Annotated in this window: 22 protein-coding genes and 1 tRNA gene; 10 read left to right on the top strand and 13 right to left on the bottom strand. The window is 60.1% G+C overall.

The window, feature by feature from the left end:
- Positions 1–36: 36 nt before the first annotated feature.
- A complete protein-coding gene (gene pcrA, locus ACVWXC_RS10680; RefSeq protein WP_457392637.1) occupies positions 37–2382 on the bottom strand; it encodes a DNA helicase PcrA in 2346 nt (781 codons plus the stop codon).
- Positions 2383–2583: 201 nt separating this feature from the next.
- On the opposite strand from pcrA, the gene ACVWXC_RS10675 reads away from it, so the two are divergent.
- Positions 2584–3147, top strand: a complete 564-nt coding sequence (locus ACVWXC_RS10675; RefSeq protein ID WP_099812155.1) for a hypothetical protein — start codon at positions 2584–2586, stop codon at positions 3145–3147.
- Between the two features lie 86 nt (positions 3148–3233).
- Complete coding sequence (locus tag ACVWXC_RS10670; protein ID WP_240527676.1) at positions 3234–3923, top strand: hypothetical protein; 690 nt, start codon at positions 3234–3236, stop codon at positions 3921–3923.
- A 3-nt stretch (positions 3924–3926) separates the two neighbouring features.
- Here the strand turns inward: ACVWXC_RS10670 and dapF are convergent, their stop codons facing one another.
- Both dapF and psbN read right to left on the bottom strand, forming a co-directional pair.
- Positions 3927–4796 (bottom strand): diaminopimelate epimerase, encoded by an 870-nt coding sequence (dapF, locus tag ACVWXC_RS10665; protein WP_457392640.1) that lies wholly within the window; start codon positions 4794–4796, stop codon positions 3927–3929.
- 26 nt (positions 4797–4822) lie between these two features.
- Positions 4823–4954 carry a photosystem II reaction center protein PsbN gene (gene psbN, locus ACVWXC_RS10660; protein WP_011430180.1) on the bottom strand — a complete coding sequence of 44 codons (132 nt, stop codon included), beginning with the start codon at positions 4952–4954 and terminating at the stop codon, positions 4823–4825.
- Positions 4955–5144: 190 nt separating this feature from the next.
- On the opposite strand from psbN, the gene psbH reads away from it, so the two are divergent.
- Positions 5145–5348: a photosystem II reaction center phosphoprotein PsbH gene (psbH, locus tag ACVWXC_RS10655; protein WP_011430181.1), complete on the top strand. Its 204-nt coding sequence runs from the start codon at positions 5145–5147 to the stop codon at positions 5346–5348.
- A gap of 23 nt (positions 5349–5371) precedes the next feature.
- On the opposite strand, the gene argJ is transcribed toward psbH, so the two are convergent.
- Positions 5372–6592 (bottom strand): bifunctional glutamate N-acetyltransferase/amino-acid acetyltransferase ArgJ, encoded by a 1221-nt coding sequence (argJ, locus tag ACVWXC_RS10650; protein ID WP_011430182.1) that lies wholly within the window; start codon positions 6590–6592, stop codon positions 5372–5374.
- Positions 6593–6836: 244 nt separating this feature from the next.
- Here argJ and ACVWXC_RS10645 point away from each other — a divergent pair, with 244 nt between their 5' ends.
- Both ACVWXC_RS10645 and ACVWXC_RS10640 read left to right on the top strand, forming a co-directional pair.
- Entirely contained in the window at positions 6837–7643 is an 807-nt protein-coding gene (locus tag ACVWXC_RS10645) for an ABC transporter ATP-binding protein (RefSeq protein ID WP_011430183.1), read from the top strand.
- A 258-nt stretch (positions 7644–7901) separates the two neighbouring features.
- Complete coding sequence (locus ACVWXC_RS10640) at positions 7902–8699, top strand: ABC transporter permease (RefSeq protein WP_011430184.1); 798 nt, start codon at positions 7902–7904, stop codon at positions 8697–8699.
- A gap of 114 nt (positions 8700–8813) precedes the next feature.
- On the opposite strand, the gene ACVWXC_RS10635 is transcribed toward ACVWXC_RS10640, so the two are convergent.
- The 5 genes from ACVWXC_RS10635 to ACVWXC_RS10615 all read right to left on the bottom strand — a co-directional run bounded on the left by ACVWXC_RS10635 (position 8814) and on the right by ACVWXC_RS10615 (position 13030).
- Positions 8814–8886, bottom strand: a tRNA-Phe gene (locus tag ACVWXC_RS10635).
- Between the two features lie 60 nt (positions 8887–8946).
- Complete coding sequence (locus ACVWXC_RS10630; RefSeq protein ID WP_011430185.1) at positions 8947–9600, bottom strand: Crp/Fnr family transcriptional regulator; 654 nt, start codon at positions 9598–9600, stop codon at positions 8947–8949.
- Between the two features lie 196 nt (positions 9601–9796).
- Complete coding sequence (locus ACVWXC_RS10625) at positions 9797–11368, bottom strand: bifunctional aminoglycoside phosphotransferase/ATP-binding protein (protein ID WP_011430186.1); 1572 nt, start codon at positions 11366–11368, stop codon at positions 9797–9799.
- 55 nt (positions 11369–11423) lie between these two features.
- Positions 11424–11993, bottom strand: coding sequence for a hypothetical protein (locus ACVWXC_RS10620; RefSeq protein ID WP_011430187.1), 570 nt, complete (start codon positions 11991–11993; stop codon positions 11424–11426).
- Positions 11994–12028: 35 nt separating this feature from the next.
- On the bottom strand, positions 12029–13030 hold the full coding sequence (locus tag ACVWXC_RS10615) for a zinc-dependent alcohol dehydrogenase family protein (RefSeq protein WP_011430188.1): 1002 nt from the start codon (positions 13028–13030) through the stop codon (positions 12029–12031).
- A 303-nt stretch (positions 13031–13333) separates the two neighbouring features.
- Between ACVWXC_RS10615 and ACVWXC_RS10610 the strand changes: the two genes are divergently transcribed.
- Positions 13334–14011 (top strand): TIGR03943 family putative permease subunit, encoded by a 678-nt coding sequence (locus tag ACVWXC_RS10610; protein WP_011430190.1) that lies wholly within the window; start codon positions 13334–13336, stop codon positions 14009–14011.
- A 1-nt stretch (position 14012) separates the two neighbouring features.
- On the opposite strand, the gene apcB is transcribed toward ACVWXC_RS10610, so the two are convergent.
- Together apcB and truB are read right to left on the bottom strand one after the other, a co-directional pair.
- Positions 14013–14516, bottom strand: coding sequence for an allophycocyanin subunit beta (apcB, locus tag ACVWXC_RS10605; protein ID WP_011430191.1), 504 nt, complete (start codon positions 14514–14516; stop codon positions 14013–14015).
- Between the two features lie 225 nt (positions 14517–14741).
- Positions 14742–15650 carry a tRNA pseudouridine(55) synthase TruB gene (gene truB, locus ACVWXC_RS10600; RefSeq protein WP_457392652.1) on the bottom strand — a complete coding sequence of 303 codons (909 nt, stop codon included), beginning with the start codon at positions 15648–15650 and terminating at the stop codon, positions 14742–14744.
- Between the two features lie 95 nt (positions 15651–15745).
- Between truB and ACVWXC_RS10595 the strand changes: the two genes are divergently transcribed.
- Positions 15746–16747 carry a DMT family transporter gene (locus ACVWXC_RS10595; RefSeq protein WP_049749747.1) on the top strand — a complete coding sequence of 334 codons (1002 nt, stop codon included), beginning with the start codon at positions 15746–15748 and terminating at the stop codon, positions 16745–16747.
- Positions 16748–16759: 12 nt separating this feature from the next.
- Here ACVWXC_RS10595 and trpS read toward each other — a convergent pair whose 3' ends face one another.
- Positions 16760–17755 (bottom strand): tryptophan--tRNA ligase, encoded by a 996-nt coding sequence (trpS, locus tag ACVWXC_RS10590; RefSeq protein WP_011430194.1) that lies wholly within the window; start codon positions 17753–17755, stop codon positions 16760–16762.
- Positions 17756–17877: 122 nt separating this feature from the next.
- Between trpS and ACVWXC_RS10585 the strand changes: the two genes are divergently transcribed.
- The 3 genes from ACVWXC_RS10585 (at position 17878) to gatC (ending at position 19143) form a co-directional block, all read left to right on the top strand.
- Complete coding sequence (locus ACVWXC_RS10585) at positions 17878–18183, top strand: chlororespiratory reduction protein 7 (protein ID WP_099813191.1); 306 nt, start codon at positions 17878–17880, stop codon at positions 18181–18183.
- A gap of 77 nt (positions 18184–18260) precedes the next feature.
- A complete protein-coding gene (locus tag ACVWXC_RS10580) occupies positions 18261–18782 on the top strand; it encodes a photosystem I assembly protein Ycf3 (RefSeq protein WP_011430196.1) in 522 nt (173 codons plus the stop codon).
- Positions 18783–18849: 67 nt separating this feature from the next.
- Complete coding sequence (gatC, locus tag ACVWXC_RS10575) at positions 18850–19143, top strand: Asp-tRNA(Asn)/Glu-tRNA(Gln) amidotransferase subunit GatC (protein ID WP_011430197.1); 294 nt, start codon at positions 18850–18852, stop codon at positions 19141–19143.
- A gap of 28 nt (positions 19144–19171) precedes the next feature.
- Here gatC and ACVWXC_RS10570 read toward each other — a convergent pair whose 3' ends face one another.
- Positions 19172–19336, bottom strand: a complete 165-nt coding sequence (locus tag ACVWXC_RS10570) for a copper amine oxidase (RefSeq protein WP_414347897.1) — start codon at positions 19334–19336, stop codon at positions 19172–19174.
- Between the last annotated feature and the right edge of the window lie 181 nt (positions 19337–19517).

Genomic DNA, 19517 nt, shown 5'->3' with positions numbered 1-19517 from the left:
GCCATCCATCTCCAAAGCGGTTTCGAGCCCAGCCAGCTAGCTGAGCTTTTGAATGGGCGCGATGCGGGGATCCAAGATTTTCTGCTGGCCGATGGCGGGAAACCTCACCGCCAGGGTGATCCGTTCGCCGCTGCCGAACACGTGGGTAATTTGCCCCTGTCCGAATTGGGGATGTTGCAGGCGATCCCCAACGGCCCACTGGGAGGAACGGCCTTGGCGGCGAGCAGCCTTTGCTTTGGGCGTGGCCGCAGCAGTGTTGTCGGCGGAGAACAAAAGCCCCCTGCCTTTTTCCCATTGGATCAGCTCTTGGGGCAGCTCACTCAAAAATAGGGAAGGGATGGCGGGCTCGCGGTTGCCGTAGAGCCGCCGCTCGCTGGCGTGGCAGACAAACAATTGCTCGCGGGCGCGGGTGATGCCCACGTAGCAGAGGCGCCGTTCTTCTTCCAGCGCGGCAGGATCCTCCAAAGCGCGAAAATTGGGAAACAGGCCTTGTTCCAACCCCACCAAAAACACCACCGGGAACTCCAGCCCTTTGGAAGCATGCAACGTCATTAGCGAAACTTTCTCAGCTCCCTCCTGAAGGGTGTCCAAATCGGAAGCTAAAGACACATTGCTCAAGAAAGCCTCGAGGCTGGGATCCTCCTGTTCTTCTTCAAATTGGCGGGCGGCATTGTAGAGTTCCATCACGTTGGCGATCCTTTCCTCGGCCTCTTCTGTGCCCTGGGCCTTGAGATCTTCCAGATAGCCGCAATCCCGCAGCAGCCCCTCCAGAAGGGCGGCAGCCGAAACCTGGGCTATCTGTCTGTGCCAATGCTGGATAAGCTGGGCAAACTGGAGAACCGGCTTGGCCGAACGCCCCAGCAGGTTGGTAACAGAGGCCTCGTCGCTGAGGATAGTCCACAGGGGCACATTTAAGGCAGCCGCCGCTTCGCTTAGCTTGTCCAGAGTGGACTTGCCGATGCCCCGCCGCGGCACATTGATAATGCGCAACAGGCTAAAAGAATCGGCAGGGTTGAGCACAACCCGCAAATAGGCCAGCACATCCTTAATCTCTTTGCGATCGTAAAATCGCAGCCCCCCCACCACCGTGTAAGGGATCCCCCACCGCAGCAAAACCTCTTCAAAAGGGCGAGATTGGGCATTGGTGCGGTAGAGAATGGCAAAATCTCCCCAGGAAGAGTTGGGATTTTGGCTGTGTAATCGCCGGATGGTATTGACCACAAACTCGGCCTCGGCCATTTCGTCCTCCGCCTGGTAGCAAACGATGGGATGGCCGGGGGGGCGAGTTGGCCGGAGAATTTTATCGATGCGCTCGGTGTTTTTCTCAATCAGGACGTTAGCCGCCTGCAAAATCGTGGCGGTGGAGCGATAGTTTTCTTCCAATTTGATCAGGGTGCGGGTATCGTCGTCCGGCAGGCCATCGCCAAAGGTCTCTTGAAACTCCAGCAAAATGGTGAAATCGGCCCCCCGAAAGCGATAGATGCTTTGATCTGCATCGCCCACCACAAAGAGGGAGCGATTGGTCCAGTCCCACTCGGAGCGGCGGGTCTCGCCGTTGGTGGCCAGGAGCCGGATCAGCTCGTACTGGGTGCGGTTGGTATCTTGGTATTCGTCCACCAAGATGTGCCGAAAGCGCTGGTGCCAGTAGGCCAAAACCTGCTCATTTTGGCGGAAAAGTTGCACCGGGATCCAAATTAAGTTGTCGAAATCGAGGGCATTATTGGCCGCCAGTTGATCTTCGTAGAGCTCGTAAACCTGAGCCAGGATGCGACCTCGGAAATTGGGCTGGTGGCGCTCCAGATCGGCAGGGGTCCAACCTTGATTTTTGGCATTGCTAATGGCATAGCGCACCGATCTTGGATCGAACTTGCGCTCATCTAAGTTGAGTTGCTTAGTTACAATCTCTTTAACCAGGGATTGGGCGTCCGATTCATCGAAAATCGAGAAGTTGCGAGTCCACTTTCGTCCCTTGGGATCCTGATATTTTTCGATCTCCAGGCGCAGGATCTGGGCAAACAAGCTGTGAAACGTGCCGATCCAAAGGGGTTTGATCCAACGGTGGTAGACCGCCGATTTCAGCCGCGTCGCCTGGGCCGGCTCCAATTGCGCCAAGGGGATCCCGAATTGCTCCTGGGCCTCTTGCTCGGCAAAGAGCTGCTCAATGCGCTCTTTCATCTCACGGGCGGCCTTGTTGGTGAAGGTCACGGCCAAAATTTCTCCTGGATCCACCCGATAGTGGCGAATCAGGTAGGCAATGCGGTGGGTGAGGGCGCGCGTCTTGCCGGAACCTGCCCCCGCCACCACCAGCAGCGGGCCACAAAAGTGTTGCACCGCTTGGCGCTGAGAAGGGTTGAGGGCATCCAGCAAAGAGGCGTGAGTCATGGCCAGCAAACCAGAAACTGCCTTCCATTATGGGCACCAACCCAATGGGGATGAGAAGCCCAGAGGGCATTTTGGAGCACCAAGGATGAAGATCGGTTAAGATTTGGCCGGCCCGCTCCAGAGCTCCCCGCCATGAACCGAGTGCTGTCCTGCTGCTGTGCCCCGGCTAACCGCTGCTGGCTTTGCGTTCAAAAGAGACTTGTGGCTTTGGGGTTTGCCACCCTTGCCCTGCTTTCTCAAGGTGCGTTCGATCCCGCCCAAGCTGGCAACTGCCCCAGCAACGGCAACCCCAAAACATCTCTTGACCTCAAGGTGGAAAGCGTTTCTGGGGATCGGCTTGACCTAAGTCGGTATGAGGGCATTCAAGCGCTGATCTTGACCAACAGCCAAACCCGCTCCCAATCGGAGGCCCTCTCCAAAAGTTTGGCCCTCGAGTTTGGGCGAAACCCTCGGCTGCGCCAGATCGTGCTGGTGGATGGCAGGGGGCTGCTGTTGGTGCGAAATTTGGTTTTGCAGGCCATCCGGGAGAGTGTACCGACGGATCCCCGCCTGGTTTCTCCGTTTGTGTATGTCTCGGTCGATTTTGAGGGAGCAACCATCCAGAAGCTGCAAGAAATAGCCGCTGCAGCTTTGCCTGGGATCAATTTTCGCCAACAGGCCGCTTTGCTGCTTTTGGACGGCCAGGGAACTCTTCTGAGCGGATTTGCCGACTTGGAGCAATCCAACCTCAGCATTCGCCGGTGCATTCGCACCCTCATGGGATAGTCCCACTTCCCTTTCACACCGGCAACGCCTCTTTTCTGCTGCTCTGGCCCAAGCCATTAAACTGGTCATACCGGTCATGTTGAAGCTTGAAGTCAACCGGTCGAACGACGGCTCTCTGTTCGCGGGATCCCATGCGCCGCCAGCTCAAAATCTTGAACCAAATCCTCGATTACAAGCTTGCCAACTTGCGGCTGTTTGGCCGAGCCGAGCTGAAGGGGCCTGTTCTCAACGTGCTGCTGGAACGGCTGCCGGGCGATGTGGTGGATACCCTGCAGGTGATGGAGGTGGTGCGCAGTGCGGTGGAAGCCTCTCTGCTGCAAGGGTTGCGCAAGGTCAACGTTTACCTTTGGTGCCGCGGACAAACTGAAGAAGCGCCGGAGTGGAGCGAAAGCTTTGCTGTAGAGCCATTGGTCTTGGCCCACCCCAAGGAGCTCCGAAGCCTTGCTTTCAACTATCGACAAGACTATCCCGGCATGCGGGTGCTGTTTTTCTGCCTGGGCCTTTGTCTGGGCGGCTTTTACCTGTTGGGGGGCTGGGAGCAGACAGGTTGGATCGATTGGATCCCCGTAGGACTGGCCTTCGCCTTGGGGGTGATCTTCCCCTGGCTCAAACGCTCCCTCAGCCAGTTTGTACACCCTCTATTTCTCCGCCTTGGCCTGGGCTTGGGCTTGGTCTTATTGGGCCTGGCAGTGGCGCTGATCTGGCGGCAGGGCTGGAGCGTTGCCTATGGGATCCTCGGCCTCCTGGCCATCCTCCTGTTGGGTCTGGGAGCCTAGTTCTCAACCGGCAGTGGTGCCGCTGAAGACGTGTAGGGCAGGGCCGGTCATCCACACGTGCTGTGTGCTCGGATCCCAGCGAATTTCCAGATTTCCTCCCGGCAGTTCTACTGTAGCTTGCGATTCTGCGCGCTCCTCCAAAACAGCAGCCACCAAAACAGCACAGGCACCCGTCCCACAAGCCAGCGTTGCCCCTGCTCCCCGCTCCCAAACCCGTAGGCGCAGACGAGTCGGGCTGAGCACCTGCACAAATTCGGTGTTGGTGCGCTCGGGAAAAGCCGGGTGATGCTCAAACAGGGGGCCCACCCTTTCCAAGTCCAGCTCTTCCAGGGATCCCCCTTCTTCCAAAAAGACCACACAGTGGGGGTTGCCCATGCTCACCGCCGTCACCGCCCACTCCCGCCCGCTTACCTGCAGGGGCTGCCGCACCACCTTTTCCTCTGGTTTGGCCAGCGTGGTGGGGATCTGCCCGGCCAAGAGGCGAGGGATCCCCATGTCCACTGTTACCAAGCCATCGGGCCGCACCTGCGGCACGATCCGCCCCGCCAAGGTGTGGATCTGGTAGGCGCCGTCCTGGCCAGGGATCCCCAGATCCTGCAAAAAGCGGGCCAAACAGCGGATGCCGTTGCCGCACATCTCCGCCTCCGAGCCGTCGCTGTTGAACAGGCGCATGCTGAAGTCGGCCCCCTCCTGCCCCGGCAGCAGAAAGACAACCCCATCGGCCCCCACGCCAAAGCGGCGGTTGCAGAGGGCAACGGCTTCCTCAGGCGTCAGACAGGGCTGCGGCTGGTGGCGGTTGTCCACCAAGATAAAGTCGTTCCCCAGCCCCTGGTATTTGTGGAAGGAGAGACGGGAGGGCAACCGAACAGGCATGCAGCGGAACCGCACAACAACCGGCTTCAATCCTCGTGCATCTCGTAGGGATCCTGCAAGTTTTTGGAAGGGGGGCCAAAGGCGGTGTAGATGGCAAAGGCGGTGATGCAGATGGTTATTGCCGCAATGGCCACAACCAGCGAAAGGGTGGATTCCATGGTTAGCTCTTCAGTTCTGAGAGAATCTCCCTACATATTACACAAGTTTACAATTCATTGCCGGCGGCAAAGGGGAGTGACCAGATTCTGTTAGCGTGATTTTAAAAGGAGGTTGTCTGGCTGGGATCTGCCGCCGTGCTGACCTCCAAGTTGGCAAACCTGTCCTCTCTTTGACCTATCGCGAGAACCTATGGCAATTCGTACCAAACTGGGCGATCTGCTGCGTCCTCTCAACTCGGAATACGGCAAGGTGGCCCCTGGCTGGGGCACCACGCCTTTGATGGCGGTCTTTATGGTGCTGTTCGGCATCTTCTTGCTGATCATCCTGCAGATCTACAACAAGTCGCTGCTCCTGGAAGACATCAACGTCTCCTGGGAGAGCCTCAGCTTCTAGGGCTCCTGGCTGCCGCGGGCTGTCTAGGTGGTGTACTCGGCGTTGATGCGCACGTAGTCGTAGCTGAGGTCACAGCCCCAGGCAACGCCCTGGCCAGATCCCTGGTGGAGGTCTACCGTAAAGGTTACGGGATCCCCTCTCTTTAGGTACTCAGAGGCCGCCTGGCGATCAAAAGCCAGAGGCATTCCCCCCTGCAGCAGCAGAAAATCTCCCAGGCGAACCTCCAAGCGACGGCTGTCAAAGGGGATCCCAGCCCGTCCGGCGGCGGCGGCCACCCGGCCCCAGTTGGGATCGTTGCCAAAAACTGCCGCCTTCACCAGGGGAGAGCTGGCAATGACACGGGCTATCTGCCGAGCTGACCTGTCGTCGGGGGCGCCCTGCACCCGGATCTGCAACAACTTGGTGGCTCCCTCGCCGTCGCGGGCGATGGCCTTAGCCAGGTGAATGCAAACCTGGACAACCATCTCGGCGAGGGCTTGGGCAGCTCTCGTGCCAGCTTGCAGGGTGGGAATCCCACTTTGGCCGTTGGCCAGAGCCAGCACCATGTCGTTGGTGCTGGTATCCCCGTCCACGGTGATTTGGTTAAAGCTGAGGTCAACCGCCTCTTTGAGGATCTGCTGCCAGAGGGGAGGATCCACGGCTGCATCGCAGGTTAGGAAAGCTAACATCGTCGCCAAGTTGGGGTGGATCATACCGGATCCCTTGGCGATGCCTCCCAGCCTGACGGTGTAGCCGTCGATCTCGGCCTCCAGGGCTGTACTCTTGGTCACCAGGTCGGTGGTGAGGATGGCGCGGGCGGCGCTCTCTCCTCCTGTCGGCGAGAGGCTGTCGATCAGGCGGGGCAGGGCCGCCTCGATTTTGGCCATTTCCAATTGCCGCCCGATCACCCCTGTCGAGGCAGTGAGCACCTGTTGGGCCGGGATCCCCAGCCGTTCTCCTACCCAGAGGGCCAGTTGGGCGTTGTTGCGCTCCCCCTCTTCTCCTGTACAGGCGTTGGCTTGGCCGGCATTGCAGAGAATGGCCCGCACCGGCTGCCCTTGGGCGAGGATCCCTTGGTTGTAGGTAACACAGGCGGCCTTGACCTGGTTGCTGGTGAAAACGCCAGCCCCCACCGCCTCGCAGTCGGAAACAATTAGGGCGAGATCGGCAGCGCCGGAGGGCTTGAGGCCAGCAGCCACGCCAGCAGCGCGGAACCCTCGCGGGGCGGTAACGGCGCCTGCAACCCGTTTAAATTGGGATCCCATAGATTCTGGGGCCAGGGGGTGATCGGCACTATCATACCGGCTTGGCGCTCAGATCGGGGTTGAGGGCCAGGGTTGGCAACTGGCAAGTTTTGCCCGAGAAACTCTCTGGAAACCAGGTCGGGGGGTGTAGCTGTGCCTACCGCAGCAGAGGCGACAGATAGTGTTGTTTTAATGGTAATGTGCGCCCTTCTCTTTCTGGATTGGGAAGGGATCCCTTTGCCCTCTGCTCTAGGAACCGCGAGCCATGCCCGCCCCTGTCATTACCCTTAACCATGTCAGCAAGGTCTATGCCAATGGCACGGTGGCTTTGCAAGACATGAACATGGCCATCCAGGAGGGGCAGTTCGTCAGCTTGGTGGGGCCCTCTGGCTGTGGGAAAAGCACGGTGCTGCGGCTGATCGCAGGGTTAGGTGACCTAACCACCGGCTCTATCGAGTGGGGGCAAAACACCTCCCAAGGGAAGCCCAAATTGGCCTTTGTGTTTCAGGAGCCGGCCCTCATGCCCTGGGCAACGGTGATGGACAATGTGCGCCTGCCCCTGAAGTTGGCCGGTGAGCCTCGGCCAAAAGCCGATCGAGAGGTTTTGGAAGCCCTCCACCTGGTGGGCTTGCGGGGGTTTGAGCGCCATTTTCCCCGCGAGCTGTCCGGCGGTATGCGCATGCGGGCTTCCATTGCCCGCGCCTTGGTAACCAAGCCGCAGGTGTTGCTGATGGACGAGCCTTTTGGTGCTTTGGATGAGATCACCCGCAGCAAGCTGAACGGCGAACTGCTGGAGTTGTGGCAGGAGAAGCGCTGGACGGTGATTTTTGTTACCCACAACATTTACGAGGCCGTCTATCTGTCCAACCGCGTGGTGGTGATGGCAGCCCGCCCAGGGCGGGTGGTGGCGGATATCCCCATTGAGGCGCCCTACCCCCGCTCGGAAGAGTTTCGCACCTCGCCCCTTTACAACGACTATTGCCGGGAGGTCGCGACCCGTTTGCGGGAGGCCATGCACGACACGGAGCGGGATCCCTGCCTGCGCCCCCTCTCCGCCGGACGGCTGGGCTGACGGGATCCCCCTTTGGCAGCATTCCCGGTGTTAGAGCCCCTTGATTCCCCCTACCCTATGCTGAGTCCTTTCAGTTTCCTTCTCGATTGGCTGTCTCGCTGGCTGGGATCCCTGCTTGGCGCGCCAGAGCGCCCCTTTGGGCTCTGGCTGGATGGGGAGCTGCCTCGGCTGAGCAGCGCGGTGGAAGAACAACTCAGGCCCCAACCCACCGATGCGGCTAAGGTACCTGGCTCTGCGCCGCCGACCTCTGGGCAAGGGTTGGATCTGCGCAAGTGGTTCAACCTGGACGTGATTGCCCCTGGGATCGTCGGGATCCTTTTTCTGGTGGGCTGGGAAGTGGCCGTGCGGCTGACGGGGGTGCCTCCCTATCTATTGCCGGGGCCGATTTTGGTGGCGCAAACCCTGGTGCGGGAGTGGGGATCCCTTTTCCCTTCCCTTTTGATCACCCTACAAATTACGGTGGTGGCGTTCCTTTTGGCCACAGTCTCGGGGCTTTTGCTGGCGATTTTGTTTGCCCAGAGCAAATGGATTGAGCGCAGCCTCTTTCCCTATGCGGTGATTTTGCAAACAACACCCATCGTTTCCATCGCGCCGTTGATCATCATCTGGCTGCGCAACAACACCTTTGCTGCGATGGTGGTTTGCGCTTGGATTGTCGCCTTTTTCCCCATTATCTCCAACACCACCCTGGGATTAAACAGTGTCGATCACAACCTGCTCAACCTGTTTCAACTGTACAAGGCCAATCGCTGGCAAACCTTGATCTACTTGCGTCTGCCCAGTGCCCTGCCCTACTTCCTGGGAGGTCTGCGCATTAGCGGCGGCCTTTCTTTGATCGGGGCCGTGGTGGCGGAGTTTGTCGCCGGCACCGGTGGGCAACGGGCCGGGATCGCCTACCAAATCTTGATCTCCAGCTTTAATTTGCAGGTGCCTCGCATGTTTGCCGCCTTGGTGCTGGTTACCGGCCTAGGGATCCTGATCTTTGTGGCCTTGAGCGCTTTGTCGGACAAGATACTGGGCAGGTGGCACGAGAGCGCTGTGCGCCGCGAGAACTAATTTTTGCCATAGAGCCGGCAGAAGCGGTTTCGCAAAAGGCAAGAACTGGGAATTCCCGGCAACAAAAAGGCTCAGGTTGCAGCCCTGAGCCCATCTTGACCTGTTATTGGCAGATGCCAGGAACCAGACTCGAACTGGTGACACGAGGATTTTCAGTCCTCTGCTCTACCAACTGAGCTATCCCGGCTCTGGGACTATCATTTTAGAATGCCAAGAGGGCTTTTGGCAACAGGTGGCAACCCTCGCTTTAGCCAATTAGCTTTTCCAGGGCATCCATCTGGGGGATGCAGAGGATGTCCCGCTGCCGATCCCGGCGGATCAGCTCCTCCTGCTCCAGCTTAGACAAGACACGGGTAACCGTTTCCCGGGCCAGGCCACTCAAGCTGCTCAGCTCCCGGTGGGGCAAATTGGGAATTTCTACCCCCTTGCAACCGACCCGCCCGCGGGACTCCGCCAAGAAGAGCAGGATATCGGCGACGCGAGCGACGCTGCTGGCCTCCCGCAATTGCAGGCGACGGTTGATCTGCCGTAAACGTCGCGACAAGAGCTGGGCAAGGCGGATGGCAACCTGCGCATCGGCAGCCAAAAGGGCCAGAAAGTTCTGGGCCGACAGAGAGCAGACCTTGGTGGCTGTCAGGGCAATCACATCGCTGGAACGGGGCGCCTCGTCCAAGGCGGCCATTTCCCCGAAGATCTCCCCTGGGCCAAGAATGGTGAGGGTAACCTCCCGGCCCTCCAGATCGTGAGTGCGAATCTTGACCCAACCCTCCAGGATGAAATAGACGGCGTTGCCCCAGTCGTTCTGTAGCAGGATGGCCTGGTTAACAGGGTGGGAGCGCAGCAACATCTGGCGGGCCAGCGGCTCGAGCACCTCAGGGGAAAAGCCTTCAAACAGAAACATCAGGCGTAAATCTTCAGCCGTTACCTCGCTCACTGGGGTCTCCTCCTGCACCGCCTCGATTCTTGCCCAACTCTCTTCCCAGAGAAAAACTCTTCACCTGACCGCCGCCTGAGATCAGCAGGGGCTGCGGTCAGCCTCTAACCCGGAAACGGCAGCATGCGCTTTGCCGGTAACCTTGGTCAGTTGGAGTCGAGACCTAGATCTGCTGCAGTTGCGCTTGCCAATCTTGGCTGGTATCCAAAACCTGCAGCAAGCGCCGCTCCCCCTCGGAAAAATCCTGCCACTGCGCCTGCTGCTGGGCAAGGAGATCGGCGGTGGCATCGGCAATGTCGGCGAGGTTCAGCGGCTCACCCAGGCTCGAAGCAGGGAGCGTTCGCCGTTGCAGCCGCTCGCGGAGGACAGGTTCAGGGGCGTGGCAGTAGAGGATGCACAACGGGATCCGGCACCGTTGGGCTTGTTCAATTGCCATGCCCCGCAGCGCTTGCCGGTCAAACTTGGCGTCCAGAATCACGCTGTAACCTTCCCGGGCCAACTCCACTCCCAATTGCACCAGGCGGCGATAAGTCCTGTCGGTCATCTCGGGCGTATACACCTCTGGCCCCCCTCGCTGCCGCAGAGGGATCCCAGCCAAATGCTTGCGCACGGCGTCGGAGCGGATGTGGATGGCCCCTCGCTGTCGGGCCAGGTGGCGGGCCACCGTGCTTTTGCCCGCTCCCGACAGGCCGGCCATCAGAAACAACTGCCCCTGTTTGGGCAGCGTGTATTCCCAGGCCAGTCGGTAGTAGCGGGCGGCAGTGTGGAAGGCATTGGCTTTGGCAGCTTCCGAGGCGGCAGGATCGTCTAGCAAAAAAGAGGTGACCTTGGCCCGCACGTAGGCCTGGCGATTGAGGTAAATGGGCAAGATCTTGAGTCCTTCCCAATCGCCTGTCTCTTCCAGATAGCTGTTCAAATAGGCGTTGCCCAGATCGGGGCGATGGCGGGCATCCAGATCCATCACTGCATAGGATACGTCGTACATCGTATCCACAAAGCGGAAGGCCTCGTTGAACTCAATGCAATCAAACAGCAAGATCTGGCCTTCCCACCAACAGAGGTTGCCAAGATGCAGATCCCCGTGGCCTTCGCGGATGCGGTCTTGCTCAATTCTCTGGTAAAACAGCTCCTGTCGCTCGGCAAAAAAGCGATCCGTGTAGGCTTGGGTCTCCCGATATTGATCTGCCGTCTGAGGGCCGCCAATGTAGCGCTGGGTTTGGGCGTAATTCTCGTCGAAAGCCTGCCGCACCTGCTCTGGCCGGCCAAAGCTGCGGATGTAGTCGTTGGTCTCCGCCTGGGCGTGAAAGGCCGCCACCACCCGTCCTAGCTCCTCCATTAAGAGTGGCGTCAGCTCCCCCCGCTCGAGGAGGTTGCTAAAGAGTTGCTCTTGAGGAAACTGCCGCATTTTGAGGGTGTACTCCACGGGCTCGCCACTGCCGTCAAGCTGAAACCGGCCCTCGGCTTGCACAATGGGCAACACCTGTAGATAAAGCCCTGGCGCTCCGCGCTGGTTCAGGCGCAGCTCTTCTTGACAAAAGTAGCGTCGCCGCTCCAGGGTGGTGAAATTCAAAAAGCCAAAATCCAGAGGCTTCTTCACCTTATAGGCGTAGTTCCCTGTCAAGAAAATGTAGGAAATGTGGGTTTGGACGAGCTGAATCGGCTCCCGCACCGGATGGGGGTAAAACCCCGGATCCAACATCGCTTGGATTAGCGGCGGCAGGTGGGCATCGGCCATAAAGATGGAGACGGAAAAGTCAGGGATCCCCATTTTCCTCCAAATTGCCCTCAGCTTAGTCTCCCAAGGGCAGGGCGGCCGCTTGCGGTGAAAGACGGATAATGCTGATCCCCTGTTTAACCAAAGTATCTTGAGCGGCAGCAGAGAGGGCGTAGGGCCAGACCAGATACTTAGTGTTGATGTAGTCTCGCCCCCGCTTGGCCAGGCTCACCTGTTCAGAGAGCATGCGCACCTCCGGCCCGCGGGTGATGATGGCCTCGGCGCGGCGGATGCGCTGCATCAGTTGGCTGAACAGCTCTTGGGGCTGCTGCACGAAGACCACAATGGCCAAGTCACAGGGGTTGTAGTAGTTGCCACTGCCGCAGAGGAGCAGGGCCTCGCTGGCGAGAACAAGGGTCTCCTGGTCTCCCAGAGCCACCACCGGGTAGAGAAAGGTGCGCACGTCCTCCGGCTGCCAGTGATTGAAGGAGTAGCTGTCCACCTCTCCCCGCACCCAAGAGGAGATGGCCGGAAAAACCGCCTCGCTCAGCAGCCGATAGGCCGTCTGCGGTCGCCCTAGCCAGCAGAGGGCATTCTCGTAGAAGCTCTCGTTCTCCAACAGGTGAGGGGTGAGGGGAGCGGCCATAGACTCGGATCTGGGCAGGGCCTCCTCCAGCATGCCTAGTCGGAGATGGTTAAGGCAATTTTGCCCAAAACGGATCCCTGTTCCAGCAGCCGGTGAGCGGCAGCCGCTTCGGCCAGGGGAAAGGTGTGGCTGAGCCGGATGCGCAGTTGGCCCTGGTCGATGAGGCGGGCGCACTGCCGGAGGATCTCCGCCTGGTTTTGCCGAGCAACGATGAGGTTCTTCAGCATAGGGGTGAGCATCAGCTCAAAGCTCACTCGCAAGTTGCGGTCGCGGGCCACCCGCCAATCGGTCTCTGGAGCTGGCGCCAGCAGGGTCACGAGATCGCCGTACACGCGCACGGCAGGGAAGGTCTGCTCCAGCACTGGGCCGCCAAGGGTATCGAGAGCAAGATCCACTCCCTCCTCCTCCGTCCAATCCAGAACGGCCCGCACAAAGTCGGTCTGGCGATAGAAGATGGGCAAGCTGGCCCCCAGCAAACGGACAAACTCGGCCTTTTCCGGCGTGCTCACGGTGGTAGCCACTTGGCATCCCCGCAGACGGGCCAGTTGGACGGCCACATGGCCAACACCCCCTGCCCCGGCGTGGATGAGCACCTTTTGGCCGGCCTGCAGCCGTCCCCGGTCGTAGAGGGCTTCCCAGGCGGTGATCAGCACCAGGGGAGCGGCGGCAGCCTCGGCAAAGCTGAGGGTTCTGGGCTTGGGAGCGACGAAGCGCTCATCGACCACGATTAGCTCGGCGTAGTTCCCCGCCTCTCTGCCCAGGCCGCCGTGGCAGAAGTAAACTTCGTCCCCAACCCGAAACTGCCTGACCCCAGATCCCACGGCTTCTACAACGCCGGCGCCATCGCATCCCAAAATGGCCGGCATCTCCTCGGGGTAGAAGGTGCCTCGCCGCCGCAGCTTGGTGTCGATGGGGTTGACGCCGGCGGCCTTGAGGCGGACACGCAGCTCCCGCTCGCCGCGAATCTGCGGGTCGGGCACCTCCTGCAGTTGCAAAACCTCCGGCCCACCCGGCACGCTCATGAGGATGGCTTTCATCTTCTCAAGTGTTCAGGCTCGGTTTGCTCGACTTGCTGCCCCGCGATTGCCGCCGCGCTCCTGAGGATACACCGGCAAGGGGGTCTCTGAACAATGGTTAGTAGCATAAGCCAAGAGAACCGCTCCAGGGATCCCTTGCCCTAAACTAAGCTTCGGAGTTGTGGAGGCAAGCGGTAGCCCATGCCCGCAGGTGGTTCTGGCTCTCTCGGCGGCAAGGCACGGTCAAAAGCAACTAGAGCTGGCCTGGGATCGCGCTCCTGGCTCGGCTGGGGTAACCCAGCCTATTGGGATGCTGCTGGGCTGATGCTCCTGGGGAGCCTGCTCATCGTCTACCGCTGGCGGGGCACCCTGCTGCTGTTGATTAACCCCGCCTATGTAAACGTGGCTCTGCTGGCCGGCCTGTGCCTGCTGGGCCTGGGGATTGGCCGGTGGCGGGGGGCCAAAGTCGCGCCCTCGGAAAGCCATGTCTCCCTGTTGGGGTCGCGCCTGGGGGCGGCGCTCTTGATCCTGACGGCGCTGCTGGGGTTTTGGGTCGAGCCCCGTCCCCTCTCCAGCCAGACGGCCCTCAACCGGGGGGTATCTCCCTATTTGGGTGCCTCTCGCAGCCAGCCGCAGGCTTTTCGTCCCAAGATTGATCCACGCCAGCGCACCCTGCTGGACTGGGTGCGCACCCTGGATGTCTACCCGGATCCCTATACCTATGAAGGCCAGCCGGTGCAGGTGCAGGGGTTCGTCGTTCCTGACGAGCAACCTGACCACTTTGTCATCGCTCGCTTTTTGGTGAGTTGCTGCGCTGCCGATGCCTACCCGGTCGGCTTGCCGGTGCGCTGGCCCCGCTCGGAGGAACTGGCTCCGGACAGTTGGCTGCGTCTGGAAGGGCGGATGGCCGTGGAGCAACGGGATGGCCAGCCTCAGTTGGTGATCCTGGCCGATCAGGTGGAGCCAATACCGGTGCCGGCCAATCCCTACGCCGACGAGTAGGTTAGATGTCGGTTTCGCTGAGTTTAGCGCTCATGTAATCGAAGGGCTCGGCCACAAAGCTGTAATCCTCGTCGGAGCCGAGCAGCTCCAGGGTGCGCTGCTTCATGTTCTGGATCCCGATCACTGTCGGGGCAATCGGCACCCCCAGGGAGTTGTAGGTTTCCCGCAGACCAGCCAGGACGCGCTCGTCCAAGATGCTGGTATCAGCGGCCACCAGGGCGTAGGAAGCGTAGCGCAGGAAGTAGTCCATATCCCGCAAACAGGTGGCGTAGCGGCGGGTGGTATAGGCGTTGCCGCCCGGACGGATTAGATCCGGCACCTGGGCAAACATGGCCGCAGCAGCCGTCTTGACAATGTCCACCGAGTTGAGGTTAATCACCTGCACGGCCTGGATGCGCCGCAGACCCGAATCGTAAAAGGCCTTGAGCGCGTCCATGGCATTCCGATCCAAGTAGCGGCCGGCCAGGTCATAGGTTTTGATCAGTGTGGTTACGGCATCCCGCATATCCCCAACTCCCTTCCTGTAACTCTATGTAAAAGTAGCTTGAGATGAGAATTTTGCCGGCAACGTCCAAAGGCCAACCTTGGAAAATCGAGCCAGAGCCCAACACCGGCAGCGCTCCGAGCTCCCCGCTTGCCCCCAGAAGTTTAGCATGCGGGGGGTTTTTTCCCGCCTTCTCCTCAGCCAATGGCAGATGTTGTTACGAAAATGTAACTTTTCTGCAACGCTCTAGGGATCCGGCAGCAACACCCGCAGCGGCTTGAGCTGACCTGCTTGGCTGTGCCCCAAGCCCAAAAATTCTCCCTCTCCGCTCATGACCCGCAGGGTCTCGGCAGTGGCCTGAGCCGGATCCAGAGGAATGGCCTGACCTTGTCGCCAGCGCTGCGCCTCAGCCGGAGATAAGAATACTGAGTTCCAACTGCGAAATCCCCACTCAATCGGCAACAGGGCAGCAGCGGGATCGGCGGATCCCTGCCACTGCTCCAGGGGCAGGCTCTCTTCGCTGCGAAAAGGGCCACTTTGCAGCCGTCGCAGGCGGCTCATCAAGCCTCCGCAGCCCAATTTCTCCCCCACGTCGCGGGCGAGGGCGCGGATGTAGGTGCCGGGGCCACAGGCGATCTCCAGATCCACTTCCGGGAACTCGCCAGAGCGCCAGCCCAAGATCTGCAGGTGTCGAATCACTACTCTCCGCGGCTCCAGCCCCAGTTTTGCCGCCTCTGCCCCGGCCCGGGCCAGCTCGTAGAGCTTTTTCCCCTGCCGCTTGATGGCGCTGTAAAGAGGCGGCACCTGCCAGATCTCGCCGACAAACTCCCGCAGACATTCCTCCACCTGCTCGCGGCTCAGCTCCGGACAAGGGGATCCCACCTGGATCTGCCCCTCGGCATCGTCGGTGTCGCTGCGCTGCCCAAAGCGAAAGGTGGCCCGATAGACCTTGTCCCCCGACAAAAACGCCAAAAAGCGCGTCGCCCGCCCCACGGCAATGGGCAGAACTCCCGTTGCCGCCGGATCCAAAGTGCCGCCATGCCCCACCTGGCGGGTGCGCAAGACCCGCCGCACCACCGCCACACAGTCGTGGGAGGTGAGCCCGGCCGGCTTATCCAGGTTGAGAAAGCCCTCCAGGGATCCCATGCTGCCCATCACCCATCAATCATTGATCAGTAATTAAGATTTGTAACCGAACTGCCGCAGCGCTTAACATAGGGTTGATTTCTGTCTGCGAGTTGGAAGCACCTATGGCGCAATCTGGCCTGTTTCCTCAGCCTATCTGGCAACGCCTGTTGATGATCGCCCCTTTTTTCCTGTGGGGCTCGGCGATGGTGGCCATGCGAGATGCCCTCTCCGAGACCACTCCTCTCTTCATGGCCATTCTGCGGCTGTTGCCAGCCGGGATCCTGGTTTTAGCCTTTCGGCTTTGGCAAGGGCGGGCCTCTGCGGCCTCTCAGCCCTGGCATCCCCAGGGGCTGCGGGGGTGGCTGTGGGTCTTGGCCTTTGCCCTGGTGGACGGCACCTGTTTTCAGGGATTTTTGGCGCAAGGGTTGAGAGAGACCGGCGCCGGGCTGGGATCCGTGCTGATCGACTCGCAGCCGCTGGCGGTGGCCCTGATGGCCACCTGGTTTTACCGGGAGCGGATGGGATCCCTGGGCTGGCTGAGTCTGGGGCTGGGCGTGGTCGGTATCAGCCTTATCGGCCTCGGCGGGGAAGGATCCCTGCAGGTGGGGGCCGGCGTGGTCTGGATGTTGCTGGCTTCCCTGTCGATGGCCATTGGCACCGTGATGATGCCGAAGGTGGCGGAGGTGGCGGATCCGGTGTTGGCGACAGGCTGGCACATGGTATTGGGCAGCCTGCCCTTGATCCTGCTCTCGGCGCTAACAGAAAGCGAGCAATGGCAGCACCTGAGCGGCGCCCACTGGCTGGGCCTGCTCTACGCTTCGGTGATGGGGAGCGCCGTGGCCTACGCCCTCTTCTTCTACTTCGCCTCTCAGGAAAATCTCACCGAATTCAGCTCCCTCACGTTTCTCACCCCCATCTTTGCCCTCCTCTTCGGCAGTACCTTCCTGGGCGAGACCCTGACGCCGGTGCAATGGGTGGGAGTGGGCATTACCCTGGTCTGCGTGTATGTCATCAACCACCGGCAGGAGTGGCAGGAGCGCCTGCGCCTGGCCTGGCCAGGGATCCTCTCGGAGCTGGGCCTGGAGTTCAGCACCGTCGAGATCCGCGATGGCCGACCCGACTAAGGGAGCCTTCTCCTAGGGGGGCAGAAACCCCATGGCATCCCGCGCTTTTTGGAGGGTTTGCTCGGCCACGGCACGGGCCTTGGCGGCATTTTCCCGCATCAGCCCGTGGAGGTAGTCGGGGTCACTCGAGAGCTCCCGGTAGCGCTTTTGAATGGGCTCCAGGGTGGCGATAATGCTGTCGGCGAGGAGGGGCTTGAACTGTCCCCATCCCATCTCGGCGCACTCAGCCGCCACCTCCTCCTTGCTTTTGCCGGAGGTGAGCATGTAGATCGTCAGCAAATTGTGGGCCTCCGGGCGTGCCGGGTCGTCGAAGGCAATGCCCCGAATCGAGTCGGTCTTGCATTTTTGGATCTTCTTGCGGATCGTGTCGGGGTCGTCTAGCAAGTGAATGCGGCTGAAATCCGAGGGATCCGACTTAGACATTTTGCGGGTGCCATCGGTCAAGCTCATGATCCGCGCCCCCTGCGGGCGAATCAGCGCCTCTGGGATCACAAACACCTCCCCAAAGCGGTCGTTAAAGCGGCGGGCAATGTCCCGACACAGCTCGATGTGCTGCCGCTGATCCTCCCCTACCGGCACATACTTGGGCTGGTAGAGGAGAATATCCGCTGCCTGCAAAATCGGGTAGCTGAACAGGCCAACACTCGTTTCCTCTCCCTGCTTCTCTTTTTTTTCCTTGTACTGGATCATGCGCTCCGCCCAGTTCATAGGGGTGATGGTGGTGAACAGCCAGGCCAGCTCCGTGTGGGCGGGCACGTGGGACTGCACAAACAGCACACAGTGCTCCAGGCTGAGGCCACAGGCCAGGTAGAGAGCAAACAAAGAACGGGTGCGCTCCCTCAGCAGCTTGGGATCCTGGGGCACAGTAATGGCATGTTGATCCACAATGCAGAAGAAGTTCTCGTAGCGCTCCTGCTCGGCCACCCAGTTTTTAATGGCCCCCAAGTAATTGCCCAGGTGCAACTCGCCGGAGGGCTGGATTCCAGAAAGCGTGCGCGGCTTGGCCATAGGAAAAGCGATCTCAAACGCCAACAAGAGGGAGGACGAGAACCAAGAAAGTCTTTGTTCAGGATATCAAGAGAGCCGCAACCCGTTGGTTTATGAGGGAAGAAAGACAGCAACCCGAAACCATGGCAGACCCGGAGCCAGAACTGCTGCGTGCTGCCAACCACTACGTGCTGCTGATCCCGGGCCTGCCAGAGCAATTTCTCACCCCCGAGGAATTGCAGGAGTTCCTTGTGCGGCTGTTGCAGGAGCACCCCCATCTGGTGGATGCAGATCTGGCCCGCTATCCCACCCCTCAAGCCCAGGCGCAACGGCTCATCGACACGGCCTGTGAGGTGGAGGTCTCCCCTGGCGAAACCGTGCAGTGGCATCCTGTACGCCTGCGCAAGCGCCCCTCAGCTTCTTCTCGCCCCGGCCAGCATCCGGCTTGAGGCCACGCACGGGATCCCATAGGCATGCTACAACCCAAAGAAGAGATACCCTGTCCTGCGCTCTAAGGGGGTCAATCATGCCGCGCAGCATGAAGAACGACAACTTCATCGACAAAACCTTCACCGTCATGGCTGACCTGATCCTGAAGCTGATGCCGGGGGTGAGTCCTGAGCAGAAGAAGGCCTTTGCCTACTACCGGGACGGCATGGCGGCCCAGAGCGAGGGAGAATATGCCGAGGCTCTAGAAAACTACCGAGAAGCCCTGGCCCTGGAGCAAGACGACGAAGACCGCAGCTACATCCTCTACAACATGGGCCTGATCTACCAGAGCAATGGCGAACTGGACAAAGCCCTGGAGTACTACCACCAGGCCCTGGAGCTGAACCCCCGCCTCTGTTCTGCCCTAAACAACATTGCCGTCTTGCTGCACCACAAGGGCGAGCAGAGCCTGCAGGCCGGGGATGAGGAGACGGCAGAGGCCCTGTTCGATGAGGCGGCTCAATACTGGATCCGCGCCATTCGCATTGCCCCCAACAACTACATCGAGGCGCAAAACTGGCTCAAGACCACGGGACGCGCCAACCTGGAGCTGTATTGAGTCTTCCCCCAAGTACCCCAGTTCAGCTAGATTGACCAGAAGTCAAACCTGCTGGCGGAAAGGAAGGATGCTGACACGAGAAGAGGTGCAACATGTTGCCCACCTGGCGCGGCTGGAGCTTACGGAAGAAGAGGAAATCCAGTTTACCGAGCAACTGGCCGATATCTTGGCCTACGTGGAGCAACTGAAAGAACTGGATACGGAAGGGGTAGAGCCCACCTTTCATGTGCTGGATGCGGAGCTGCCCACTCGCCCCGACCAAGTGGAGCCCTACCCCAATATCGAAGGGATCCTGGCCAACGCTCCCGACCGCGCTGACATGTTCTTCAAGGTGCCCCGCATCCTAGAAGGGGAAGATTAGCCCAACTGGCAAGCCCTGCAGCTATGAGCTACAGCAGCTTTTGCTCTTTGGGGGGGGGAGGAGGCACATCCAGGGCCGGGTTGCACTCGAAGAAGCCCAACGGCTTGAGCAGAAAGCCGATGTAGCTAACCGGCATCACCGGCCAGTCTTCGGTGCGGGGGAAATGGTTGCAGCCAAAGCTGTACCAGAGCACCAGGCGGGTATTCTCAAGCGAGCGGTTGGCTTGCGTCCATCAGAACCTCTGGGGTACTCCCGCCACAGCGCAGCTTGGCGGGCTGGAGGATAGGCGGTGAGACGAAGGGGTTCAATGCCCCTGAGTCTCACAATCTGGGCGTTGCCTGCTGCTCGACATACTTCTTCAACTCCTCAACGGT

This window comes from Thermostichus sp. OS-CIW-20 (genome assembly GCF_054061455.1).
The sequence above is the reverse complement of the archived record's forward strand: the minus strand, read 5'-3'. Positions and strand labels throughout refer to the sequence as shown.

Coding starts and splice junctions, on each gene's coding strand:
- apcB (WP_011430191.1), bottom strand. CDS start 14,516: ATGCGGGATGCCGTAACCACACTGATCAAAACCTATGACCTGGCCGGC.
- dapF (WP_457392640.1), bottom strand. CDS start 4,796: ATGCCTGTTCGGTTGCCCTCCCGTCTCTCCTTCCACAAATACCAGGGG.
- ACVWXC_RS10585 (WP_099813191.1), top strand. CDS start 17,878: ATGGCAGACCCGGAGCCAGAACTGCTGCGTGCTGCCAACCACTACGTG.
- psbH (WP_011430181.1), top strand. CDS start 5,145: ATGGCAATTCGTACCAAACTGGGCGATCTGCTGCGTCCTCTCAACTCG.
- truB (WP_457392652.1), bottom strand. CDS start 15,650: ATGGGCAGCATGGGATCCCTGGAGGGCTTTCTCAACCTGGATAAGCCG.
- trpS (WP_011430194.1), bottom strand. CDS start 17,755: ATGGCCAAGCCGCGCACGCTTTCTGGAATCCAGCCCTCCGGCGAGTTG.
- psbN (WP_011430180.1), bottom strand. CDS start 4,954: ATGGAATCCACCCTTTCGCTGGTTGTGGCCATTGCGGCAATAACCATC.
- ACVWXC_RS10625 (WP_011430186.1), bottom strand. CDS start 11,368: ATGGCCGATGCCCACCTGCCGCCGCTAATCCAAGCGATGTTGGATCCG.
- ACVWXC_RS10620 (WP_011430187.1), bottom strand. CDS start 11,993: ATGGCCGCTCCCCTCACCCCTCACCTGTTGGAGAACGAGAGCTTCTAC.
- ACVWXC_RS10630 (WP_011430185.1), bottom strand. CDS start 9,600: ATGTTTCTGTTTGAAGGCTTTTCCCCTGAGGTGCTCGAGCCGCTGGCC.
- ACVWXC_RS10595 (WP_049749747.1), top strand. CDS start 15,746: ATGGCGCAATCTGGCCTGTTTCCTCAGCCTATCTGGCAACGCCTGTTG.
- gatC (WP_011430197.1), top strand. CDS start 18,850: ATGCTGACACGAGAAGAGGTGCAACATGTTGCCCACCTGGCGCGGCTG.
- ACVWXC_RS10580 (WP_011430196.1), top strand. CDS start 18,261: ATGCCGCGCAGCATGAAGAACGACAACTTCATCGACAAAACCTTCACC.
- ACVWXC_RS10615 (WP_011430188.1), bottom strand. CDS start 13,030: ATGAAAGCCATCCTCATGAGCGTGCCGGGTGGGCCGGAGGTTTTGCAA.
- ACVWXC_RS10610 (WP_011430190.1), top strand. CDS start 13,334: ATGCTCCTGGGGAGCCTGCTCATCGTCTACCGCTGGCGGGGCACCCTG.
- pcrA (WP_457392637.1), bottom strand. CDS start 2,382: ATGACTCACGCCTCTTTGCTGGATGCCCTCAACCCTTCTCAGCGCCAA.
- ACVWXC_RS10645 (WP_011430183.1), top strand. CDS start 6,837: ATGCCCGCCCCTGTCATTACCCTTAACCATGTCAGCAAGGTCTATGCC.
- argJ (WP_011430182.1), bottom strand. CDS start 6,592: ATGGGATCCCAATTTAAACGGGTTGCAGGCGCCGTTACCGCCCCGCGA.